General features: G+C 63.1%; 18 protein-coding genes and 1 tRNA gene. 17 read left to right on the forward strand and 2 right to left on the reverse strand.

What is annotated here, in order from left to right; genetic code table 11:
- The first annotated feature begins 166 nt into the window (after nt 1–166).
- From HGEM_RS04430 to HGEM_RS04455, 6 genes are all read left to right on the forward strand, one after another.
- Nucleotides 167–250 (forward strand) — tRNA-Leu (locus HGEM_RS04430).
- Between the two features lie 99 nt (nt 251–349).
- Nucleotides 350–1684, forward strand: coding sequence for a trigger factor (gene tig, locus HGEM_RS04435; protein WP_019128205.1), 1335 nt, complete (start codon nt 350–352; stop codon nt 1682–1684).
- 175 nt (nt 1685–1859) lie between these two features.
- Nucleotides 1860–2486: an ATP-dependent Clp protease proteolytic subunit gene (locus HGEM_RS04440; protein ID WP_019128206.1), complete on the forward strand. Its 627-nt coding sequence runs from the start codon at nt 1860–1862 to the stop codon at nt 2484–2486.
- A complete protein-coding gene (clpX, locus tag HGEM_RS04445) occupies nt 2486–3943 on the forward strand; it encodes an ATP-dependent Clp protease ATP-binding subunit ClpX (protein ID WP_019128207.1) in 1458 nt (485 codons plus the stop codon). Before HGEM_RS04440 ends, clpX begins: the two co-directional genes overlap by 1 nt.
- A 121-nt stretch (nt 3944–4064) precedes the next feature.
- Nucleotides 4065–4877 carry a sulfite exporter TauE/SafE family protein gene (locus HGEM_RS04450; protein WP_035100684.1) on the forward strand — a complete coding sequence of 271 codons (813 nt, stop codon included), beginning with the start codon at nt 4065–4067 and terminating at the stop codon, nt 4875–4877.
- A gap of 10 nt (nt 4878–4887) precedes the next feature.
- Nucleotides 4888–6318 (forward strand): chloride channel protein, encoded by a 1431-nt coding sequence (locus HGEM_RS04455; protein WP_019128209.1) that lies wholly within the window; start codon nt 4888–4890, stop codon nt 6316–6318.
- A gap of 257 nt (nt 6319–6575) precedes the next feature.
- On the opposite strand, the gene HGEM_RS04460 is transcribed toward HGEM_RS04455, so the two are convergent.
- Nucleotides 6576–7667 carry a radical SAM/SPASM domain-containing protein gene (locus HGEM_RS04460; RefSeq protein WP_019128210.1) on the reverse strand — a complete coding sequence of 364 codons (1092 nt, stop codon included), beginning with the start codon at nt 7665–7667 and terminating at the stop codon, nt 6576–6578.
- 114 nt (nt 7668–7781) lie between these two features.
- Nucleotides 7782–8540: a DeoR/GlpR family DNA-binding transcription regulator gene (locus tag HGEM_RS04465; RefSeq protein WP_019128211.1), complete on the reverse strand. Its 759-nt coding sequence runs from the start codon at nt 8538–8540 to the stop codon at nt 7782–7784.
- 335 nt (nt 8541–8875) lie between these two features.
- Here HGEM_RS04465 and HGEM_RS04470 point away from each other — a divergent pair, with 335 nt between their 5' ends.
- The 11 genes from HGEM_RS04470 to HGEM_RS04520 all read left to right on the forward strand — a co-directional run bounded on the left by HGEM_RS04470 (nt 8876) and on the right by HGEM_RS04520 (nt 22297).
- The gene (locus HGEM_RS04470; protein WP_035101292.1) at nt 8876–9307 is read left to right on the forward strand and encodes a PTS sugar transporter subunit IIA; all 432 of its coding nucleotides are present in this window, start codon (nt 8876–8878) and stop codon (nt 9305–9307) included.
- A gap of 15 nt (nt 9308–9322) precedes the next feature.
- Entirely contained in the window at nt 9323–9805 is a 483-nt protein-coding gene (locus HGEM_RS04475; protein ID WP_019128213.1) for a PTS sugar transporter subunit IIB, read from the forward strand.
- A gap of 172 nt (nt 9806–9977) precedes the next feature.
- Nucleotides 9978–10790 carry a PTS mannose/fructose/sorbose/N-acetylgalactosamine transporter subunit IIC gene (locus HGEM_RS04480; protein ID WP_019128214.1) on the forward strand — a complete coding sequence of 271 codons (813 nt, stop codon included), beginning with the start codon at nt 9978–9980 and terminating at the stop codon, nt 10788–10790.
- Nucleotides 10790–11617 carry a PTS system mannose/fructose/sorbose family transporter subunit IID gene (locus HGEM_RS04485; protein WP_019128215.1) on the forward strand — a complete coding sequence of 276 codons (828 nt, stop codon included), beginning with the start codon at nt 10790–10792 and terminating at the stop codon, nt 11615–11617. The genes HGEM_RS04480 and HGEM_RS04485 overlap by 1 nt, the downstream gene beginning before the upstream one ends.
- Before the next feature lie 328 nt (nt 11618–11945).
- Nucleotides 11946–13445, forward strand: coding sequence for a sulfatase (locus HGEM_RS04490; RefSeq protein ID WP_019128216.1), 1500 nt, complete (start codon nt 11946–11948; stop codon nt 13443–13445).
- Nucleotides 13446–13492: 47 nt separating this feature from the next.
- Complete coding sequence (locus HGEM_RS04495) at nt 13493–14101, forward strand: hypothetical protein (protein ID WP_019128217.1); 609 nt, start codon at nt 13493–13495, stop codon at nt 14099–14101.
- Nucleotides 14102–14105: 4 nt separating this feature from the next.
- Entirely contained in the window at nt 14106–14573 is a 468-nt protein-coding gene (locus HGEM_RS04500; protein ID WP_019128218.1) for a hypothetical protein, read from the forward strand.
- An 81-nt stretch (nt 14574–14654) separates the two neighbouring features.
- A complete protein-coding gene (locus HGEM_RS04505; RefSeq protein ID WP_019128219.1) occupies nt 14655–16145 on the forward strand; it encodes an arylsulfatase in 1491 nt (496 codons plus the stop codon).
- A 377-nt stretch (nt 16146–16522) separates the two neighbouring features.
- Nucleotides 16523–19228 (forward strand): valine--tRNA ligase, encoded by a 2706-nt coding sequence (locus HGEM_RS04510; RefSeq protein ID WP_035101294.1) that lies wholly within the window; start codon nt 16523–16525, stop codon nt 19226–19228.
- Between the two features lie 213 nt (nt 19229–19441).
- Nucleotides 19442–20527, forward strand: coding sequence for a hypothetical protein (locus tag HGEM_RS04515; protein WP_019128221.1), 1086 nt, complete (start codon nt 19442–19444; stop codon nt 20525–20527).
- 96 nt (nt 20528–20623) lie between these two features.
- The gene (locus HGEM_RS04520; RefSeq protein ID WP_019128222.1) at nt 20624–22297 is read left to right on the forward strand and encodes a formate--tetrahydrofolate ligase; all 1674 of its coding nucleotides are present in this window, start codon (nt 20624–20626) and stop codon (nt 22295–22297) included.
- Nucleotides 22298–22343: the final 46 nt, after the last annotated feature.

Raw genomic sequence — 22343 nt, forward strand, 5'->3', positions numbered from 1 at the left:
TCTTTCGCATCTAGGGCCGAAACATGCGGCGAACATGCGTGAAGGGCGCCCGAACGGGGGAGCGGCGGTTGAACGCGCGCCCCGCAACCGTCTCATTTGTGCAGCTTCACGTTCATCAGTTGCAAGCAGGCGTTATCTGGTATCATGCTAAGGCTGTGCGCACATTGCGGGCGTGGCGGAATTGGTAGACGCGCTGGATTTAGGTTCCAGTGGGCTTCCCGTGAAGGTTCGAGTCCTTTCGCCCGCACCAGCGCGCAGGCGCTCCGCGCTTTGGCCGCAATCGGCTTATTTTAGGTATACCAGGGTTTCCAGCACCCAACGATACGCTGGCAAGGTAAGAGGAGGAACGTTGAACATCTCTGCATCTGATGTCGAGAACGGCAAGCTCACCGCTACGGTCACCATCGCCGCCGAAGACGTCGACCGCGCGATCAAGCAGGCGTACAAGGAAGCTGCCAAGCAGTATCGCTTCCCGGGCTTCCGCAAGGGCAAGGCCCCGCGTCCCGTCATCGACAGTACGCTTGGCGCGCAGTTTGCCCTGGCCAACGCTACCGAGTCCGTTGTTAACGAGGCGGCTCCCGCCATCCTGAACGAGCTCGATATCGTGCCCGTCAAGGACGGCGACTTCAAGGTCGAGGAGATCGTGAAGGACGGCGAGGAGTACACCTTCTCCGTTGAGTACACGCTCCGTCCCACGCCCGAGCTCAGCTCCTATGAGCCCGTCGCGATCGAGATGCCCCCTGCGGAGGTCACCGAGTCCGAGATTGACGCGCAGGTCGAGATGCTCATGGGCTATCAGACCCGCTTCGAGGACGTCGAGGACCGCGGCATCGATGCCGAGGACTTCATCACCCTTTCCGTCAAGGACGTGAAGGGTGCCGAGAAGCTTGCCGGCGATGATCGCATGTTCGCCATGGGCTCCGGCGTGCTTCCCGAGGCTGTCGAGGAGGCCCTCAAGGGCATGAAGGTTGACGAGGTCAAGGAGGTCAGCTGGACGCCTGAGGCCGAGGGCGATGAAGAGCCCGAGGAGGCCAGCGCCGAGTTCACCGTCAAGAACATCAAGGCCCGCGTGGTGCCCGAGCTCACTGATGAGCTCGCCAAGAGCGCGTTCGGCTTCGATGACATCGCTGCCATGCGCGATGCCGTGAAGATCGAGATCGAGCAGGACAAGGCTTCCCGCCTGCCGTCCCTCAAGGAGAACCGCGCCGTCGCCGCGCTCGCCGAGCGCCTTGAGCTCGAGGAGATGGACGCCGACTACGAGCAGTCCGTCTTCCAGGAGCTCGGCCAGACCTTCCTGAACAACCTTGCCCAGCGCGGCATGAGCCTTGACCAGTGGCTCCAGGCCTCGCAGATCACCTCCGACCAGTTCATTGCCGACCTGCATCGTCAGGCCAACGACGTGGCCCGCGAGTCCCTCGCGCTCGACGCTCTGGCCCGCGAGCTCAAGGTCGAGGTCACCGACGAGGACGTGGACAAGGAGTTCGAGAACGCCGGCGTCGAGGACGTGGAGGCCTCGAAGGCGAGCTTCATCGCCGAGGGCCGCATGCCCGCCATCCGCGACTCCATCCGTCGCTCCAAGGCTTGCGACTGGCTGGTCGAGAATGCCCAGGTTACCGAGGTCGACGAGAGCGCGAAGCAGGACGAGGGCGATACCGCCGACGAGTCCGAGAGCGCTGCCGAGTAGCTCGCTTCCGCTGCCGGGGCGTTTGCCGATGTTTTTCGGCGAGCCGCCCGTTGGTGTAGCCGCCCGTGTTCTGGGTACAGTATCATACCGGTAAACCGGCGTCTTCCGTACGGTGCCAGGCCCGCAAGCAGGCCGGGCACCGTACGTCTTTGAAACGCATGAAGAAAGGAGCCCCATGGCGCTACTTCGAACCGATTCCGCGCTCGTGCCCTATGTCATCGAGCAGACCCCGCGCGGCGAGCGCAGCTACGACATCTATTCCCGCCTCTTGAATGACCGTATCGTCTTTCTGGGCGAAGAGATCAACTCCGTGACCGCGAACCTCGTGATCGCCCAGCTTTTGCACTTGGAGAGCCAGGATGCCGAGAAGGACATCTCGCTCTACATCAACTCTCCCGGCGGCGAGGTGTACTCCGGTCTCGCCATTCTCGACACCATGAACTTCATCAAGCCCGACGTCTCCACCATCTGCGTGGGCATGGCCGCTTCCATGGCGGCGGTGCTGCTCGCGTGCGGCGCCAAGGGCAAGCGCTTCTGCCTGCCGAATTCCATGGTGATGATTCACCAGCCGAGCGGCGGCGCTCAGGGGCAGCAGACCGAGATCGAGATTGCGGCTGAGGAGATCAAGAGCATCCGCAAAAACTTGAACCAGATTCTCGCCGATGCTACCGGCCAGCCGTTCGACAAGGTCAAGCAGGACACCGAGCGCGACCATTACCTGCGCGCCACCGACGCCCTCGAGTACGGCCTCGTTGACCGGATTATCGCGAACCGCTCCGAGGCTGCGAAGGGTGCAGAGTAATGGCCATGGATCCCCGCTCCGGCATGACCGGCAACCAGGGCGAATCGCAAGGCGGCACCATCCGCTGCTCCTTCTGTGGGAAGGAGCAGGGACAGGTGCGCAAGCTCGTGAAGGGGCCCAACAACACCTTTATCTGCGATGAGTGCGTCTCGGCATGCGTCGAGATCCTCGAGGAATCGCTCGCCCACGATTTCATGCAGCAGAACCCCGGCTATCCCTACATGATGGGGGAGAACGCCTTCGGCGCGGATGCCTTCGCGACGCCTGAGGTCGAGGCGGTTGATGAGGAGGCGGAGGATTCGTGCCGCCAGGTCATCACCCGCGTGCCCACCCCGCACGAGATCTACGATGAGCTCTCGCAGTACGTGATGGGCCAGGAGGACGCGAAGCGCGCCATGTCGGTGGCGGTCTATAACCACTACCGTCGCGTGCTCGAGGGCGGGGCGGCCGAGGGGGCGTTCGACTCGAGCGATGGGCGCACCCCCCAGGCGCCGCTCGGAAAGCATGCTGCTCCGGCGGACGATCTGGCCGATGTCGAGCTCGCCAAGTCGAATATCCTGCTTCTGGGCCCCACGGGTACGGGCAAGACGCTTTTGGCGCAGACGCTCGCGCGCATCCTTGAGGTGCCCTTCGCCATTGCGGACGCCACGGCGCTCACCGAGGCAGGCTACGTGGGCGAGGACGTGGAGAACATCCTCCTGAAGCTCATCACCGCAGCCGACGGCGACATCGAGCGCGCCCAGGTGGGCATCATCTACATCGACGAGATCGACAAGGTGGCGCGCAAGGCGGAGAACCTCTCCATCACGCGCGACGTGTCCGGCGAGGGCGTGCAGCAGGCGCTCCTCAAGATCCTCGAGGGTACCGTGGCGAGCGTGCCGCCCCAGGGCGGGCGCAAGCACCCGCAGCAGGAGCTCCTGGAGATCGATACCACGAACATCCTCTTCATCTGCGGTGGCGCGTTCGTGGGACTCGACAAGATCATCGCGGACCGCGTGGGCAACAAGGGCATCGGTTTCAACTCCGAGCTCGCCGGCCCCACTTCCACCGACGAGAACGACCTCTTGAGCCAGGTTCTGCCGCAGGACCTCAACAGCTTCGGCATGATCCCGGAGTTCATCGGACGCACGCCGGTGATCACGCATACCGAGGCGCTTGACGAGGATGACCTGGTCTCGATTTTGACCGAGCCCAAGAACGCCATCGTGAAGCAGTACCGCCGCATGTTCCAGCTCGAGGACTGCGAGCTCGAGTTTGAGCCCGAGGCGCTGCGCGCCGTGGCCAAGCTTGCGCTCGAGCGGAAGACCGGTGCCCGCGGCTTGCGTTCCATCTGCGAGGACGTTCTGCAGCGCACGATGTTCGACCTTCCGAGCGAGCAGGGCGTAGCCAAGGTCGTGGTGACCGCCGCCGCCGTCCGTGGCGAGGAACAGCCCCGCCGCGTGTATCGCGCCGCATAGGTAGCTGGCCTGCCCGGGTAAAATATCTTCTGTCCTCATTTTGCGAAATTCCCTCTGTCCTCATTTTGCGTAGGACGAAGTTTCTGGACCTCCCGTTATCCGCGCTATACTGGGAAACCGTATGGCTCGGGTAACGGGAGGTTTCATGTACGCCCTGTTCTTCATCATCAGCTTCGGCGCCTCGATTATCGGGGCCATTTGCGGCATCGGCGGCGGCGTGATCATCAAGCCCGTGCTCGATGCCTCGGGTGCGCTCTTGCCCGGTACCATCAACTTCCTCTCGGGCTGCACGGTCTTGGCCATGACCTGCTATTCGGTGCTGCGCAACCGCCTCTCGGGCGCAACTTCCATCGAGGGCAAGACGGCGGTGCCCCTGGCGGTTGGAGCAGCGGTGGGCGGCCTCGCGGGCAAGCAGCTCTTCGATATCGTGGAGGGGCTGTTTCCCACGCCCGAGCTCGCAGGTGCCGTTCAGGCGGTCGCCCTCGGCATCATCACGATCGGGACGCTCGTCTATAACCTCAACAAGAGCCGTATCTCCACGCTCAACATCTCGGGTGCTGCGGCGTGTGTGGTCATCGGTTTCGCACTCGGCGTCATGTCGTCGTTCCTTGGCATCGGCGGAGGCCCCATCAACCTCGTCGTGCTCTATTTCTTCTTCAGCATGGGCACCAAGCAGGCGGCGCAGAATTCGCTCTTCATCATCCTGTGCTCGCAGGCGACGAGCACCGTCACGAGCATTCCTACCGTCGATTTCTCCGTCATCGATCCCTTGCTCATCGCGGGCATGATCTGCTGCGGCATCCTGGGAGGTATCTGCGGCCGCGCCATCAACAAGCACATCGACGAGCGCCACGTGGACAAGCTCTTCAGCGGGCTCATGGTCGTCATCGTGCTCATCTGCGTGTACAACGCAGCCAAGCACCTCGTTTTCTAGGGGTGCTTCAATGAAGGAGAGCGACACCGCGGTCGGTATGGAAGAGCGATCCGTCTCTGAGCTCGACGGAGCCGGGGCACCTGCTCGGACATCTGCCGCTATCGGTGGCTACCTGCGAGCTCGCGAGCATGTGTTCGCCGAGGATACGATTCGAGGGGCTCGCAACGCATGGCAGAGCCTGCGTCTCTTCTCGCTCGTTGCGCTTGTCGCAGCGCTCATGGGCGTTGCTGCTTGGGCGTTTCTCACGTGTCTTGACGCGGTTACGGGTTTTCGCGAAGCCCATCTCATCTGCTTCGCGCTGCTGCCGGCGGTTGGCGTCTTCACGGCGTGGCTCTATCGCAGGTACGGCAAGGATGCTGCGCGCGGCAATAACCTGGTGATTGATTGCACGGTCTCTGGCAGGCACATTCCGCCCGTTATGGCACCGTTCACCTTTGTGTGCTCGGTTGCCACGCATCTTGCCGGCGGTTCGGCGGGCCGAGAGGGCACGGCGGTCCAGATCGGCGGGACGATTGCCGATGCCGTTTCGCGTCTCTTCAAGCTTGGCGAATACGATCATCAAGATCTCCTCATGGCGGGCATTTCCGCTGCGTTCGGCGGGGTGTTCGGCACGCCGCTTGCGGGTGCTTTCTTCGGTATGGAGATGTGCTTCGTGGGCAAGCTGCAATATCGCGCTGGCGTGTACTGTTTGCTCGCCTCGTTTGTCGGCGATGCCGTGACGACGGCGCTCGGATCCCCGCGCGAGAGCTACGCCATCGGCATGGTCCCGCAGCTCGGGCCTTCCTCGCTTGCGTTCGCGGTGCTGGCCGCGGTGGTCTTCGGTATCGCGGCGCGCATGTTCTCGGGGGCGATTCGCGTCGTCAAGCGATTCTATGCCGCCCATATCACGAACTACTTGGTAGCGGCGCTGGTTGGCGCGTTCGTGGTGCTCGGGACCTATGTGGTCTTTGGCTTATACGATTACGGCGGACTTTCCTCGTGGCTTGTGGAGGCTGGGTTCACGGGGGCCGCGACGCCCGTAGATGCGTTGCTCAAGCTCGCCATGACGGCGCTTACGCTGGGGGCGGGCTTTCAGGGCGGCGAGGTCACGCCCATCTTCGGCATCGGGGCCTCGCTCGGTGGTTGGCTCGGCGCGGCGCTTGGCTACTCGCTTGGCGTTACGCCGGCGTTCGGTGCGGCGCTCGGTATGGTGGGCGTGTTCGGCTCGGCGCTCAACGTGCCCATGACGACGATCTTGCTCGGTGTGGACCTCTTCGGGGGTTTGGCGGCTCCGTACTTCGTTATCGTCTCGTTTGTGAGCTATCTGGTGGCGGGGCACCGCGGCGTGTACCCGGCGCAGCGCATCGTAACGCCCAAGTGGCGCTCTCTCGAGGCGGACCAAGGGCATACCGTCAACGAGGTCATCGCGGACCATCACGAGAAGGCCACCAGGGCAAGCTGAGGGCGGGAAGAGGCGGTCTCCAATACCCGAATCCGAGGCTCCGACCGTGCTTTAGGGTAGTCGGCGTCTGCATGCGCGAGTGTTTTCAACTTTTGGGCACTCCATGTGCGTGATGCCCAGTAGCACGTTTGTCCGCGATGGTATCCTGCCTGGTAGACCGCTTGTGGCTTGCAGCTATAATCGAGGGGAACGGCGTTAAGTGCCCAAAACTTGAAAAAGTGGCTGACAAGACCCCACAATGCTTCGCGTTGGCGTCTCTAGCGCCGGATCGTGCGCGCGATGGCGGCCATCTGCGGGGCGGCCTCTTCTAGGAAGTCGCGATAGCCGCAATAATCCTCGCGGTAATAGGCGATATTCAAGCGCTTGCAGTTCCTATGGCAGATGCGCTCAAAGGGGCAGTCGGCGCATCGCGAGCACGCGCGCCGGGGCTCGGCGAGGAAGGCGCGCACGGCATCGCAGGTTGCGAGCTCTTCGAGGGTGTTATCCACGATGTTCCCGCAGCGGTAGCGGTCGAGCACGTAGAAATCGCACGGATACACATCGCCCGAGCTCTCCACTACGAATTGCGGCGCGCACCGCCCGAGCATGCCGCACTGCTGCGGGGCCACGCCGGCAAAGAGCGGGATCACGTTGTCGAAGAGCGTGACGGAGCGGTAGCGCCCCTGGCGGTACTCATCGAGCCAGAGTCGGAAGAACACCTTGTAGAACGAGGCGAACGCTTCGGGCGTGAGTGAGAACTCATCGGCATCGTCGTCAAGTCCCGGGAGGCAGGGGATGAGCTGGACGTAGTCAAGACCGTGGTCGCGGTAGAAGCGATAGAGCCTCTGCGGGTGCTTGGCAAGTTGCGCGGTGAGCACCGTGAGCACGTTGAACTCCACGTGTGCGTCGCGCAATACGTCGATGGCACGCATGACGCGCGCAAAGGTGCCCGTACTCTCAGCATCGGGACGCAGCCAGTCGTGCAGCTCGCGGTAGCCGTCGAGCGAGATGCCCACCAAGAAGCGGTGCTCGTGGAAGAATGCCGCCCATTCCTCGTTGATAAGGTAGCCGTTCGTCTGGATGGCGTAGCTCACCTGCTGATGCGTGCGCCCGGCCTCCACGCGCGCAACGAACGCGCGGAAGAAGTCGAGTCCCGCGAGCGTGGGTTCGCCGCCTTGGAAGGCGAAGGCGATCCGCGCGCTGTCGTCGAGCCCGAGTGCACGGTCGATGAGCGCCTCCATCACATCGGTGCCCATGATGCCGTGCGAGCGCACCGCGCGGTGCTCGGCGACGTCCGCATAGAAGCAGTATCGGCACCGCATGTTGCACGAGGCCGAAGCAGGCTTGATGAGAAAGCTGATGTACTTCATGGGGCTCCTCGAACGGATGAGATGTTGGAGGCGGTCCGGTCGGACTCGCCGTTGGCAGGGAGACGACTCGGTCGCGCCCGCCGCCAGCAGAAAGATGTCCCGCCCGACCCGTCGCTAGCAGATCACCTGCGTGTACTGTTCGCAGGAGGCGCGTTGTTCGGCGGTGATGCCCGGATCGGTGATCACGGCGTCGATCTGGTCGAGGGTGTAGAACGTGAACAGGTCTTTTCGGAAGAACTTCGAGGAATCCGCCACGATGTAGCGTTTGCGTCCCTTGTCGAGCGCCATGCGCTGGAGGTTCGAGATATCGACGTTGTGCCCCATCACGTCGGGCGCGCAGATGCCGTTCACCCCGAAGAACACCTTGTCTACGCTCATGGACGAGAGGGCCTCTTCGGTGAGATGTCCGTAGAGCACGCTCGTCTTGCGGCGATAGAGGCCGCCGAGCAGATAGAGCTCGATGTTGGGATTCTCTCTGAGCAGCTCGAAGGCGGAGATGCTGTTGGTGACCACGCTGAGCGACTTCTCGCCCAGATTCTGGGCGATGAGCTCGCAGGTGGTGCCCGCGCCGAGGAACACGGCATCGCCGTCTCTCAGAAGCCCCACCGCCAGCTTCGCGATATGCTGCTTCTCTGCATAGTGCTGCGATCTCTTTTTATCGTGCGGGAACTCGCGTACCATCTGCGGCACGGTGACAACGCTTTTAGCGCCGCCGCGCACGCGTTCGATGCGATGTTCCTGGGCGAGCTCCTCCATATCGCGCCTGATGGTCATCGGCGAGGTGCCGAGAAGCTCCGCGACCTCGTTCACCGTGACGAGCCCCGATGAGTTGCATAGGCGTACGATTTCTTCCTGTCGTTGAACCTTGAGCATTTCTACCTCCCTTAGGCTTCTTTAAAATAACAGAAATGAACAAATAGAATCAAAAAATTACGTAGACGGTCAAATATTCGCGCCAAACGGTATTTTCTACACGATTGACGTTTGGGCTTTAAAGTCCTGCTAAGATATGTTCGTCCACGAAACCACGAGTTGTATCGGTATATATGTAAGGCTAGCGGTTTCGTAATGTGTTCATTTGCTACGTTATCTAATGTTCAATAAAGAACAAATTAGAACAACAGCTTCACGGAACACCGACAAGGGGAGGAGCCCGGCTGCGCATGGAAACGACGCGCGCGGGCGAAGACGATTCGTCAGGAGGAAGCATGTCGTTTGGAATCATCCTTGCGACGCACGCGCACATCGGCGAGGCATTGCTCGAGGGCACCGAGATGCTCGCGGGCAAGCAGACGCGCGTCTGCGCGCTCTCGCTCACCGAGAACAAGAGCGCCGAGGAGTTCGAGGCGGAGTTTTCCGAGGTCTACTCAGAGCTCGACGAGGCATATGACCATGTGGTCGCGCTCTGTGACATCTACGGCGGCACGCCGTTCAACGTCATCTCGCGCGCGTTGCTGCGCGGTGCCGAGATGGTCGCCTTTACCGGCGTGAACCTGCCCGTGCTCATCGATCTCGTGTTCTCGGCCGACCTTACGCCCGACGAGGTGCGCGAGCATGTGCTCGCCACCAATGCCGAGGCGCTCAAGGAGGTCAAAGTCCAGCTGGCGGAAGAAGAGGACGAGGACGACCTCGACCTCTAGAAAGGAGTGAGCGATATGCCCCTCAAGCTTGTAGACATTGACGACCGTCTCATCCATGGCCAGGTTGCCACGACGTGGATTCCTGATTTCGGGATCGAGTCGGTGATCATCGTGAACGATGCCTGCGCGAACGACCCCGTGCAGCGCTCGGTCGCCGGACTCGCGGTGCCGAACATCAAGGTGTCGGTCTTCACCGTCGAGAAGTTCATCGACGTGCTCAAGAAGACCACGCTCAAAAAGGTCACGCTCGTGCTCTTCGGCAACCCCATCGACGCCCTCGCCCTGAAGAAGAACGGGCTTGACTTCACCTATCTCAACGTCTCGGGTATGCGCTTCAACGACGAGCGCCAGCGCATCCATAAGAACATGTCCATCACCGCGGACGAGAAGCGCGCCTTCGAGGAGCTCGAGTCGCTCGGTGTGGAGTGCTGGATGCAGACGACGACCCGCGACACCAAGGAACGCGTGCCCGACCTGCTCAAGAACTTCAAGGGCTAGGCGCTCCGTTTCCGCCCGGTGACGTATCGCCGCCGGGCGCACCCCGCGCTCGTCCCGCCGCGCCTTCAGGTGTCCGGTTTCTTGGCCAGGCGAGCGCGATCGTTTCAGCGGCACTGCGGGCCGCATGCCAGCGACCCGTTGCAATTTCCATACTTGTAAAGGAGGAAACGGTATGGTTCAAGCACTGCTCCTCGCCATCTGGGCGGGCCTGTGCGAGTGGGACCAGTTGGGCCCGCATCTCGGGTTCCGCAAGCCCTTGCTCGCGTCGGTCGGTGTCGGCATCATCTTGGGCGACATGACCACCGCGATCATCATCGGCGCAACCATGGAGCTCATGTGGCTTGGCGTCAACAACATCGGCGCGTACGTTCCGCCCGATGTCATCTCCGGCACCATCGTGGGCGCGTCGCTGGGCATCATGTCCGGCGGCAGCGTGACCGAGGCCACGGCGCTCGCCGTCGCCATCGGCGTCCCCACCGCCACGTTGGTCCAGCAGCTCAACATCCTGGTCATGACCACGAACGCCACCTTCCTGCACGGTGCCGACAAGGCTGCCGAGTCCGGTGAGTTCAAGGCGGTCAACAAGTTCTTCTGGGGTGGCGCGATCTGCTTCTTCCTGACGCGCGCCGTGCCGGTGTTCATCGCCACCGGCATCGGTTCCTACGTCATCGAGAACATCATGGCCTTCCTGCAGAACGATGTGCCCTGGGTGCTTTCCGGTATGAGCGCTGCCGGCGGCATGATGCCCGCCGTGGGCCTCGCGATGCTGCTCACCATGATGATGAAGAAGAACATGTGGATCTTCCTGCTCATCGGTTTCGTGCTCAACGCGTATGTGGGCATCCCCACCCTTGGCTGCGCGATCATCGCTGCCGCCATCGCCGGCTTCTACGACTTCGTCGTCGAGGGCCAGAAGAACACGCAGGCCGCTCCGGCCATCGCCTCCGCTGAAGGCGCTGATGATGGAGAGGAGTATGATCTGTAATGGCTCACGTCAGCAATCACGCCCTGAACAAGGTTCTTCTGCGCACCCAGGGCTGCCAGTTCGCGCATAACTACGAGCGCATGCAGTCGCTCTCGCTCACCTACTGCTTCTCGCCGGTCCTTGAGGAGCTCTACAAGGACCGCCCCAAGGAGGAGCGCGTCACGGCGATGAAGCGCTATCTCGAGTACTTCAACACCCATCCGCTCGCGATCCCGTTCATCCTGGGCATCTGCGCCGCGCTCGAGGAGACCACCGACGAGGACCACAAGGATGCCGTGACCGGCATCAAGACCTCGCTCATGGGTCCGTTCGCCGGCCTCGGTGACTCGATGCTGAACCTCACGTGGTACCCCATCGCCGGTTCCATCGGCGCGTCGCTCTGCGTCAGCAACGGCTCGCTCATCGGCCCGCTCGTCATGTTCCTGCTCATCAACGTGCTCTACTGGCCGCTGAAGTACTTCGGCATCCACATGGGCTACACCAAGGGCATGGAGCTCATCGAGCAGGGCGGCGTCGCGCTCATCGAGCGCCTCGGCAACCTCGCCAACGTCCTCGGCGTCATCGTCGTGGGCTGCTTGATCCCGCAGACGGTCAAGCTCACCACGGGGCTGCAGTTCGCCTTCTCCGAGGGCGATCCGCTCGTCATCCAGACCCAGCTCGACGCGGTCATGCCGTACATGCTGCCGGTCATCCTCACCTTGATCTGCTATAAGCTCATCAAGAAGGGTCAGGGCAAGAACACCGCCCAGGTGATCATCGGCATCATCGTGTTCGCGCTTGTCTTCGCTGCCATCGGCTATTACACCGGCGTCAGCATCTTCGCGTAAGGACGGTCGGCCTCTCGGCGCCGCGCCTACCGGCTTCATGATGCCGGGCGCGTGGCACCGCATGTACGACGTCATCGCAACGTAATCGCGTGACCGGCGTTCGCACCGTTGTCACGCAAAGGGCATGGGGCGCCCGAAGCATCACCGAGGCGCCCCATGCGAGCGGTCCGGACCCGCTGCTTGCCGCACGGCGGGTCCGGACACCCGTGTCCCTCAACATGCCCGGACTTCATCGCATATTCCGGGCATCTTGTGGAACATGAGCGTTATACCCACAAACGCGAGCGGGCGATCACCGTGCCCGCCATCATAGAGAAAGGGCGCTTGCATGAGAACGATCCTGGTGCTGATGGACACCCTTCGCAGGGATGCGCTGGGGTGTTACAACCCCGAGGGAGCCGCCCATACGCCGCATCTCGACGCGTTCGCTGAGGACTCGCTGGTCTTCGACAACCATTGGATCGGCTCCGCGCCGTGCATGCCCGCGCGCCGCGACATCATGTGCGGGCGCTACAACTTCCTCGAGCGGCCCTGGGGCCCCATCGAGCCCTTCGACGCCACGCTCGTGGACGGTCTGCGGGCGGGCGGTACCTATACCTGCATCAAGACGGACCATTGCCACTATGCTCGCACGGGCGGCGAGGGCTATCTCCAGCTGTTCAACAGCTGGGAGCTCTTCCGCGGCCAGGAGGGCGACCCGTGGGTGAGTCGCATCGACGAGCCCGACAACATGCCCGAGACCTTCTACGGCCGTGTGCGCGAGCAGTATCAGAAGAATCGGGCGAAGTGGCCGCGCGAGGAGGACATGCCGAGCCCGCGCACCTTCCGGGCGGCCTGCGACTTCATCGAGGAAAATGCCGAGAACGATGACTTCTTCCTCATGGTCGAGGCGTTCGACCCGCATGAGCCCTTCGATGTGCCCGACCGCTACATGGACATGTACGGCGGTGCCGAGGGACTCGATCGCGATTACTTCGAGATCCCGCCCTATCGTCGCGTGAGCGAGACGGATATTCCCGAGAGCGCCATCGAGTACGTGCAGCGTCGCTATAAGGCGCTGGTGACGTGCACGGACCATTGGTTCGGCACGCTCATCGACGCGCTCAAGGCGCGTGGCATCTACGACGACACGATGATTCTCGTGACCACCGATCACGGGTACTTCCTCGGCGATCGCGACTATCTGGGCAAGAATTACATGCATCTGTATAACGAGCTCGCCCATCTGCCGTTTATCGTGCACTTCCCGGGGGGTGCTCGGGCAGGCGAGCGCGCCGGGCAGCTGACCCAGGCGATCGATATCATGCCTACGCTGCTCGATGCATACGGTTGCGAGGTGCCATCGACCGTGCGCGGCACATCGCTCATGCCGTTGATGACCGATGCGACCGCCCCGACGCGCGATTATGCGCTCTATGGCGTGCACGCCATGACGGTGAACGTGACGGATGGCCGCTACACCTACTTCCGTGCTCCCGTGCCGGGAAACCGCCCGTGCTACGAGTACGCGGCCATTCCCCATACCATCCGCAAGAAGATGGGCACCGATTGCGTGGATGATATCGAGATGGGGCGCTTCCTCTCGTGGACGGACTATCCCGTCTACCGGTTCCCCTGCACGAAGCCGGCGAACATCGATCAGCGAGAGGACTGCCTGGAAGAGGTGCGCGACTCGCTGCTCTTCGATCTGGACGGGGACTATGCCCAGGTCCATAACCTGGCGGGGGAGGATGCCCCTGCCGAGGATCGCATGGTCGCGCTGCTGCGACGCGGCCTCGTCGAGCACGACGCGCCCGCCGAGCAATTCGACCGCCTGGGCCTCTCCTAGGTTCGCGCGGCCTTACCGGACAGGCTCCTACACGACAGGGAGGCTTCGTGGACATCCGCATCATCGGCGCCGTGATACTCATCGCCGCGACGGCGCTTTTGATCCTCACTGAAGTGGCGAAGCGCGCATATACCCATGAGCTCGCTTCGCTTCTCGAGCAGGGGGAGGTGCGCGCGTACCTCGCCTTGCTCGAGAAACCGCTCGTGAAGCTCGTCTTCCCTGCCTGGAATCGCTCGTTTATGCAGCTCAACGGGTATCTTGCGCTCGATGCGTACGGCGAGGCGGATTCCGTGATCGAGCGAATGCTCTCCATGAGGCAGAATGACCGCCAGCGCCGCGAGCTCGTGGGGAAGGCCTTCAACTACTATCTCGAGCGCGGCAATGCCGAAGGGGCGACGAGGCTTCTCGCCGAGATTGAGGCCTGGGAAGACGCCGACGCCGTCGCGGAGGCGCGCATGATGCACGACATCTACATCAAGAAGGGCTGGGGATATATCGAGGACATGGAGCGCCGCGTCGAGGGGCTCCACGGGGTCGATCGAGGCTTCCTCGAGCTCTTGCTGGCCCTGCAATACGAGAACAAGGGCGATGGCGCGGCAAGTGAGCGCTATCTCAAGCGCTCCGAGAAGCACATGCGCACGCCCGTGAAGGGATGAGTTCATGCCCGCGTTTTTCTCAAGCTTCGGCGTTCTCGAGTGGACTCTTGTCATCGTGGCCGCCCTGCTGGTCTGCTATAGCGTGTACCTCGCCATCGACCAGCGGGGCTCGTTGAGGTTCGCGGTACCCCGCGCGCCGGTTAACGCGGTCGTCGCGGCTGCGGTTGCCGTCCTCGGTATCGGGTACTTCGTCGTGCGGGGCGCGCAGCCCGACGACTTCTCCGCGTGCTGCGTCCTCGTCGCGGTGGGTGCTTCGCTTGCCCTCGTGCGCTCCGGCATGGGGCCGCACGGGATCTATCAGGGCGGCATGCGCGTGGGCTGGGATCGCATCGAGCGGGTCGAATCCGTTGCGGTCGCGGGCGGCGTGTCCGTGCGCTACACGATGCGCGGTGCCGAGCGCGAGCTCGTTCTGCTCGGGGCCGATGCTGGCGCGGTCGAGGCTTTTCTCGCCGATATGCGCAAGATTCACTGAACGGTTCCGGCTCCCTGCGTGAGAGCTTCCCCTGGCACCGCTGTCACGCAGGGCGGTTGGCGCATCTAGGGAAGGAGAGCCATGGCTCGTCCGATTGCTCAACCTAATATCGTTCTCATCGTCTGCGACCAGCTGCGCGGCGATTGCCTGGGAGCCGCCGGGCATCCGGACGTGAAGACGCCCTACCTCGATACGCTTGCTGCGGAGGGAACGCTCTTCGAGAACGCCTACTCCGCCTGTCCGAGCTGTATTCCGGCGCGCGCAGGGCTCCTCACCGGCCAGGCCCCTTCCTCCCATGGCCGTGTGGGCTATCAGGATGGCGTAGATTGGGAGTACGACCATTATCTTGCCGAGGAACTCGGTTGCGCCGGCTATCAGACGGCATGCGTGGGCAAGATGCACGTGCATCCGCCCCGTCTCGCCTGCGGCTTCCAGACGCTCAAGCTGCATGACGGATACATCGGCCACTATCGCCATGCCGATACGCCGTATTGGCAGCATCAAGCGGTTTCCGATGACTACATGCGCGACATGCGCGACCGCTTGGGCGCTTCATTCGATGTGAACGGCTCGGGCGTCGAGAACAATTCCTGGATCACGCATCCCTGGATCTACGAGGAGCGCTACCATCCCACGAACTGGGTGGTCGATGAGTCCATCCGCTTCCTCGAGACGCGCGACCGCACGCGGCCGTTCTTCCTCACCGCAAGCTTCGTGCGCCCGCATCCGCCATTCGATGCCCCCCAGAGCTACTTTGACCTCTATGACGGGTGCGACCTGCGCCCGCCCGCTTCGGGAGACTGGGACGACGTCGAGGCGACCGAGCGCGACGGCATGGTCCTCGACAGCGTTCACGGTTGTCGCGATGCGGAGCTTCGTCGTCAGGCGATGGCAGGGTACTATGCATGCATCACGCACATCGATCATCAGGTGGGACGCCTCATCACTGCCCTCGAGAACGACGGGACCTATGGCAACACGATCGTGGTGTTCACCTCGGATCACGGGGAGATGCTCTTCGACCACTCCCTGTTCCGCAAGGTGCTGCCCTATGAGGGGTCCGCGCACATACCGTTTATCGTCCGCGCTGGCAAGCAGGCGGCAGCGGCGATGGGCGCAGGGGAGGGCTATGCCGGGCGGCGCTCCGAGCAGGTGGTCGAACTCATGGACATCATGCCGACGCTTTTGGAGTTCGCGGGTGCGGGCGTGCCCGACACGGTCGATGGCTCGTCCCTTGCGAGCGAGGTGCTGGGGCGGGGGAGCCTGCAGCGCACCTACATCCACGGAGAGCATGCGCGGGATCGCGAGCAATCGAACCACTATATCGTGACGTCGCGCGATAAGTACATCTGGTTCAGCCAGACGGGACGCGAGCAGTACTTCGACCTCGCCGCCGATCCGCGCGAGTCGCATGATGCCATCGACGACCCTGCCTGCGCGCAGCGCGTGGCGGAGCTGCGCTCCGTGCTCATCGCCGAGCTTGCGGGGCGCGAGGAGGGCTTCGTGAAGGACGGGGAACTCGTCGCAGGCCGCCGGCTCACGAACCTGTTCCAATGCCGGTGGGAGCGGTAGCACGGCCGCCTGTCCGGTCATGGGTGCGTTCTCGCCGTACCAATCACGACGAGGACGCGCTCATTGCTGCGTCCGCCGAGACGGGGAACGAACTTCTCTCTGCGTCGGCTGCGACGTGGCGCGCCGTCATGGCAAGGCCGGCGGATGGGTCCTGCCGCGCCCCGTGTGGCGTTCTCGGGCGAAATATGGACGCCCAGATGCCTAATCCTGTACACATCTTGCCCGAGAACGCCCGCCGTGTTCAAATATCGCCCGTAAACAAAGAGCGTCCTCGTGGCGGCCTGCGTCTTGCGGTCGCACCTCCTGTGCTATCCTCTTGCAATACGTGTATCGCGTGAAATCCGAGTAGAGATGCAAGCATAGAGGTGCCCATGGAAATGGAAGAGATGCCCAAAACCTACGACCCCGCGGCCACCGAGCCCCAGGTGCTCGAGAAATGGCTCGCAGGCGGTTACTACCAGCGCAAGCCAGAAAAGCGCCCCGGCGCTGGCGACTGCACGGTCGTCATCCCGCCGCCGAACGTCACGGGCAAGCTTCATATGGGTCACGCGCTCGACGATTCCATCCAAGACGCCATCGTGCGCCAGGCGCGCATGCGCGGCCGCTCCACGCGCTGGATCTTCGGTACCGACCATGCCGGCATCGCCACGCAGACCAAGGTGGACAAGAAGCTCAAGGACGAAGGCAAGAATCGCCTTGAGATGGGCCGCGAGGCGTTCATCGATGCGTGCTGGGACTGGACCCACGAGTACGGTGGCATCATCCAGCAGCAGATTCGTCGTATGGGCTGCTCCATCGACTTCGAGGACGAACGCTTCACCATGGACCCCGATTACGCCGAGGCCGTGCGCCGCGTCTTCTGCGACTGGTACCACGACGGGCTCATCTACCGCGGCAAGCGCATCGTCAACTGGTGCCCCAGCTGCACCACGGCCATCTCGGACGACGAGGCGGAGTATAAGGACGAGAAGGGCCACCTCTGGCACCTGCGCTATCCGCTCACCGAGCCGGTGAACGGCCAGGAGTACATCGTTGTCGCCACCACGCGTCCCGAGACCATGCTCGGCGACACGGGCGTGGCCGTGAGTCCCAAGGATCCGGAGAAGGCTGCCTTCGTGGGTAAGACGGTGAAGCTCCCCATCGTGGACCGCGAGATCCCCATCTTCGAGGACTGGCACGTGGATGCGGGCTTCGGCTCGGGCTTCGTGAAGGTCACGCCGGCTCACGACCCCAACGACTACGCCATGGGCGAGGCGCACGGTCTCGAGAAGATCAATATTTTCGACGAGCATGCCGTGGTGGTTGATGGCTACGGTGAGTTCTCTGGGCTCACGCGCGACGAGTGCCGTGAGAAGGTCGTCGCCTGGTTCGAGGAGCACGGCTTGCTCGATCACATCGAGGAGCACGACCACTCCGTCATGCATTGCTACCGCTGCGACTCCACGCTCGAGCCCTGGCTTTCCGAGCAGTGGTTCGTCGCCGTGGACAAGCTCAAGGGGCCGGCTATGGAGGCGGTGACCTCGGGTAAGGTCCGCTTCAACGCCGAGCGCTGGAAGCAGTCCTACCTCACCTGGATGGAGAACCTGAAAGACTGGTGCATCAGCCGCCAGCTGTGGTGGGGCCATCGCATCCCCGTTTTCTACTGCGAGGATTGCGGCTGGGAAGACGCCCTCATGGAGGACGTAGACGTGTGCCCCAAGTGCGGCGGGCATCACGTGCACCAGGACGAGAACGTGCTCGACACCTGGTTCAGCTCGCAGCTGTGGACCTTCGCTACGCAGGGCTGGCCGCAGCACCCCGAGCAGCTTGAGGGGCATCATCCCACCACGGCGCTCGTGACGGCGCGCGACATCATCGCTCTTTGGGTGGCGCGCATGATCATGAGCTCGCTCTACTTCCTGGACGAGATTCCCTTCCACGACGTGGTGATCTATCCCACCGTGCTCGCCAAGGACGGCAGCCGCATGAGCAAGTCGAAGGGCAACGGCGTTGACCCCATGGACCTCATGGACAAATACGGTGCCGACGCCATGCGCTTCAACCTGCTGAGCCTCTTCACGAACAACCAAGACGTTCGCTTCGACGCAGATTTCGACAAGCAGAAGAACTTCCTGGGGAGCGCACGCACCGAGCAGGCAAAGGCCTTCCTCACCAAGATTTGGAACGCGAGCCGCTTTTTGCTCATGAATATGGAGGGCTACACGCCGGGTGAGCCGGTCGCCGAGACCGCGGCAGATGCTTGGATGTTCAGCCGCCTCGCAAAGACGGTGGGGCAGGTTACCGAGGGCATCGAATCGTATGCGTTCGGCGATGTGGCGCGCAGCCTGCAGAGCTTCTTCTGGAACGAGGTCTGCGACTGGTACATCGAGGTCACGAAGACCCGTCTTTCCGATGCCGAGGCGCGCCTGCAGGCGCAGCGCAACCTCATCTTCGTGCTCGATACGAGCTTGCGCCTCATGCATCCGCTCATGCCGTTCGCGACCGAGGCCATTTGGGACACCATGCCCGCGAGCTGGCTTGATGCAGACGGCGAGCGCGCCGAGGCGCTCATGGTCGCCGATTGGCCCGAGCCAGCGGCGTACGAGCGCTGGGTAAACGAGCCCGCAGAGCGCGCCTTCGAGCTTACCCGCGCCGTGGTGACCGATGTGCGCTCCACGCGCGCCCGCTATCGCATCAGCCCCAAGGAGCAGCTTGGCGTGAGCATTCGCGCCAACTCGGATGAGGTCGCCGAGGCCATCCGCGGCATGGCGGAGTTCATCTGCGCGTTCGCGCGCGTGAGCCCGCTCGATATCACCACGGGTGAGGCCACGGAAAAGCCCGAGGGCTCCATCGTCCTTGCCGGTGCCGACTTCGATGCCTGCATCATGCTGGGCGACCTTGTCGACTTCGCTGCCGAGCGCGCTCGTATCGAGAAATCCATTGCCAAGGCCGAGAAGGAGCTTGCCGGCGCCGAGCGGACCCTTGCCAACGAGGGCTTCATCGCCAAGGCGGCGCCCGAGGTCGTGGCGAAGAAGCGCGAGCGCGCCGAGGAGCTCAAGGCCGAGATCGGGGCGCTCACCGCACAGCTCGCCGATGTTAAATAGGTGACAGCCCCTCATTTGATGTTCTAGGAAAGCGTCGCATAGCTCGATGGCGGAGGCTTGAATGCCGCTCCACCGTCGAGTTGTGCGACGCTTTTGCTTGCAGCGTTTCGGAGGGCGGCCTGGCACGCCAATCCGCGTCGACGCGTGCTAGTATGGTGGAGCGGCTGAGCACCGAACACGAACCACTGATGCCGTTGAGCGATGGAGGCTTCCATGGCTAATCTCGAAGCGATGCGCACCTTTCAGAGGCATTGGACGAGCTACTGCGCTGAAGAGCGCACCCTCGCCCGATTGTGCACGCAGCTCCCCCTCGATATCTCGGGCCTGGGCGCAAGGGAACGTCGGCTCCCGCCGTTCGCGTTTTCCACCGCCGCCGTCTACGATCGTCGTGCGCTCGCTGGGGCGCTCGGGCCGGACGGCGCGCATCTCGGCTATCGCGTCGATGAGGGCATCCAATGGAACTGGTGGCTCGCCTATGACGCTTGGCGCGCCGTCATCGACGAGCGGTCGTTGCTCGACGAGCGCGCCGCATGCATCGCCGAGCTCGCAGCCGTCGCGGCCGATACGCAGCGGGCGCTGGATGGGGACGAGGAACTTGCGCGCGACCGCTCGACCTTAAGGGACTATGCTGCCGCCGACGCCGAGGAGCGCTCAGAGCTCGCCCGCATGAACGAGCAGCGCAAGAAGTTCGTGGAACCCTACGAGCAGGATGAGGCGCGCCGGGCGCCATGGATCGCGCACCCCTGGAGGCGCTTGAAGCTCTGGTTTTTCAAGAGCTTTCGGATGAGGGACGAGCTGGACAAGATCGATCAGAAGATCGCCGACATCCAAGCTAAGCTCGACGTGCGGGAACGCAAGATCGGTGAGCTTGGGGATGCGGTAGCCGCGCGCACGGCATTGCTTGAAGAGCCCTTCGCGCCGCAGCGCAAGCGGTCGCTCGAAGCGATTCTGTCGACCGAGCGCGAACTGCTTTCGCTCCTCGATCACGATCTCGCTGCGCGGGACGAGACCTATGAGCAGGGGTCCGTGCTCGCAGAATCGTTCGAGGACGGCCTCGCTCATGCGAACGAGCGCGAATGGGCGCTGCTGGGGCGCTGGATGACGGAGTATGGCGCGCTCCTGCCCGAAGAGATCGTTCACGCGCGGAACATGGTGGAAAGCGAGCTCGTATGGCTCGAGGGCTACGCGCCCTACGGGAAGCGGTACTGGCCGCTTACCGATCGAGTGGTCGAGGCCATGGAGGAGGGGCGCGCCGATTCGAGCGACCTTGCGCTCAAGCTCGTGCAGGGCTCTTCTTGACCGTTTGCGTAGTTCTGCTCTCTCGCGGGGCCTGAATCCCATACACTAGATGGGTGCTCCATTCGGGGCACGACAGGCTTGTTGAGAGGGGACAGCATGGCAGAGTACAAGACCGATATCGAGATTGCCCAGGAAGCCGAGATGTGGCCCATCACGCGGGTCGCCGAGGCGGTCGGCCTCACTGACGAGCAGCTCGAGCATTATGGTACGTACAAGGCGAAGGTCGATATCCACGCTCTGCGCGACCTGCCCCGTAAGGCCAAGCTCGTGCTTGTGACGGCAATCAACCCCACGCCGGCGGGCGAGGGCAAGACCACGACCTCCGTTGGTTTGGCGGACGCCCTCACGCGATTGGGCAAGAAGGCGGTGCTGGCGTTGCGCGAGCCCTCGCTCGGGCCGGTCTTCGGCATCAAGGGCGGTGCGGCTGGCGGCGGCTATGCCCAGGTGGTTCCCATGGAGGATATCAACCTGCATTTCACGGGCGACTTCCATGCCATCGGTGCTGCCAACAACCTTCTTGCCGCCATGCTCGACAACCATATCCAGCAGGGTAACGCCCTTGGCATCGATCCAAAGCAGATCGTGTGGAAGCGCGCGGTCGATATGAACGATCGCCAGCTGCGCCACATCGTGGACGGTCTTGGCGGAAAGGCGCAGGGTGTTCCCCGTGAGGACGGCTTCGACATCACCGTGGCCTCTGAGGTTATGGCAGCGTTCTGCCTCGCGAGCGGCCTTATGGACCTGAAGGAGCGCCTGGGCCGCATGGTCGTGGCCTACACCTACGGCGGCGAGCCCGTCACGGCCTCCGACCTGCATGCCGAGGGCGCCATGGCGGCGCTCCTCAAGGACGCCATCAAGCCCAACCTCGTGCAAACGCTCGAGCATACGCCGGCGTTCGTGCACGGAGGCCCCTTCGCGAACATCGCGCATGGATGCAACTCGGTCCAGGCGACCGAGACCGCGCTGAAGCTGGGCGATTACGTGGTCACCGAGGCAGGCTTCGGTGCCGACCTGGGTGCCGAGAAGTTCCTCGACATCAAGTGCCGCATGGCGGGCCTCGACCCCGATGCGGTGGTGATCGTGGCCACGGTGCGCGCGCTCAAGTACAACGGAGGCGTGCCCAAGGCTGAGCTGACGAGCGAGAATCTCGAGGCGCTCGAGGCGGGCATCCCCAACCTGCTCCGCCACGTCTCGAACATCCGCGACGTCTACGGTCTGCCCTGCGTGGTCGCCATCAACGCATTCCCCACGGACACCCCGGCTGAGCTTGCCCTGGTGGAGCGCAAGTGCCAGGAGCTCGGCGTGAACGTCGCCCTCTCCGAGGTTTGGGCGAAGGGCGGCGAGGGCGGCGAGGCGCTCGCCGAGGAGGTCATGCGTCTCTGCGAGGAGCCCCACGAGTTCCGTTATTCGTACGAAACCGGCTCCTCGATCGAGGATGCCCTCGATGCCATCGCGACCAAGATCTACCATGCGGACGGCGTGGACTACACGCCTGCCGCCAAGCGCCAGCTTGCTCAGCTCAAGGCGAACGGGTTCGGTAACCTTCCTGTCTGCGTGGCGAAGACGCAATATTCCTTCACGGACGATCAGCATAAGCTCGGCGCGCCCGAGGGCTTCCGCATCACGGTGCGCAACCTTCGCGTCTCGGCGGGTGCCGGTTTCGTGGTGGCGCTCACTGGTGACATCATGACGATGCCCGGCCTGCCCAAGACGCCGGCTGCGGAGCGGATCGATGTCGATGAGAACGGCGTGATCACCGGTTTGTTCTAGTGCTTTTTCGGCCCGGAGGGTGTTTCCTTCGGGCGTAGTCCTCGGA

It is taken from the genome of Enorma massiliensis phI, assembly GCF_000311845.1.
Lineage (GTDB): Bacteria > Actinomycetota > Coriobacteriia > Coriobacteriales > Coriobacteriaceae > Enorma > Enorma massiliensis.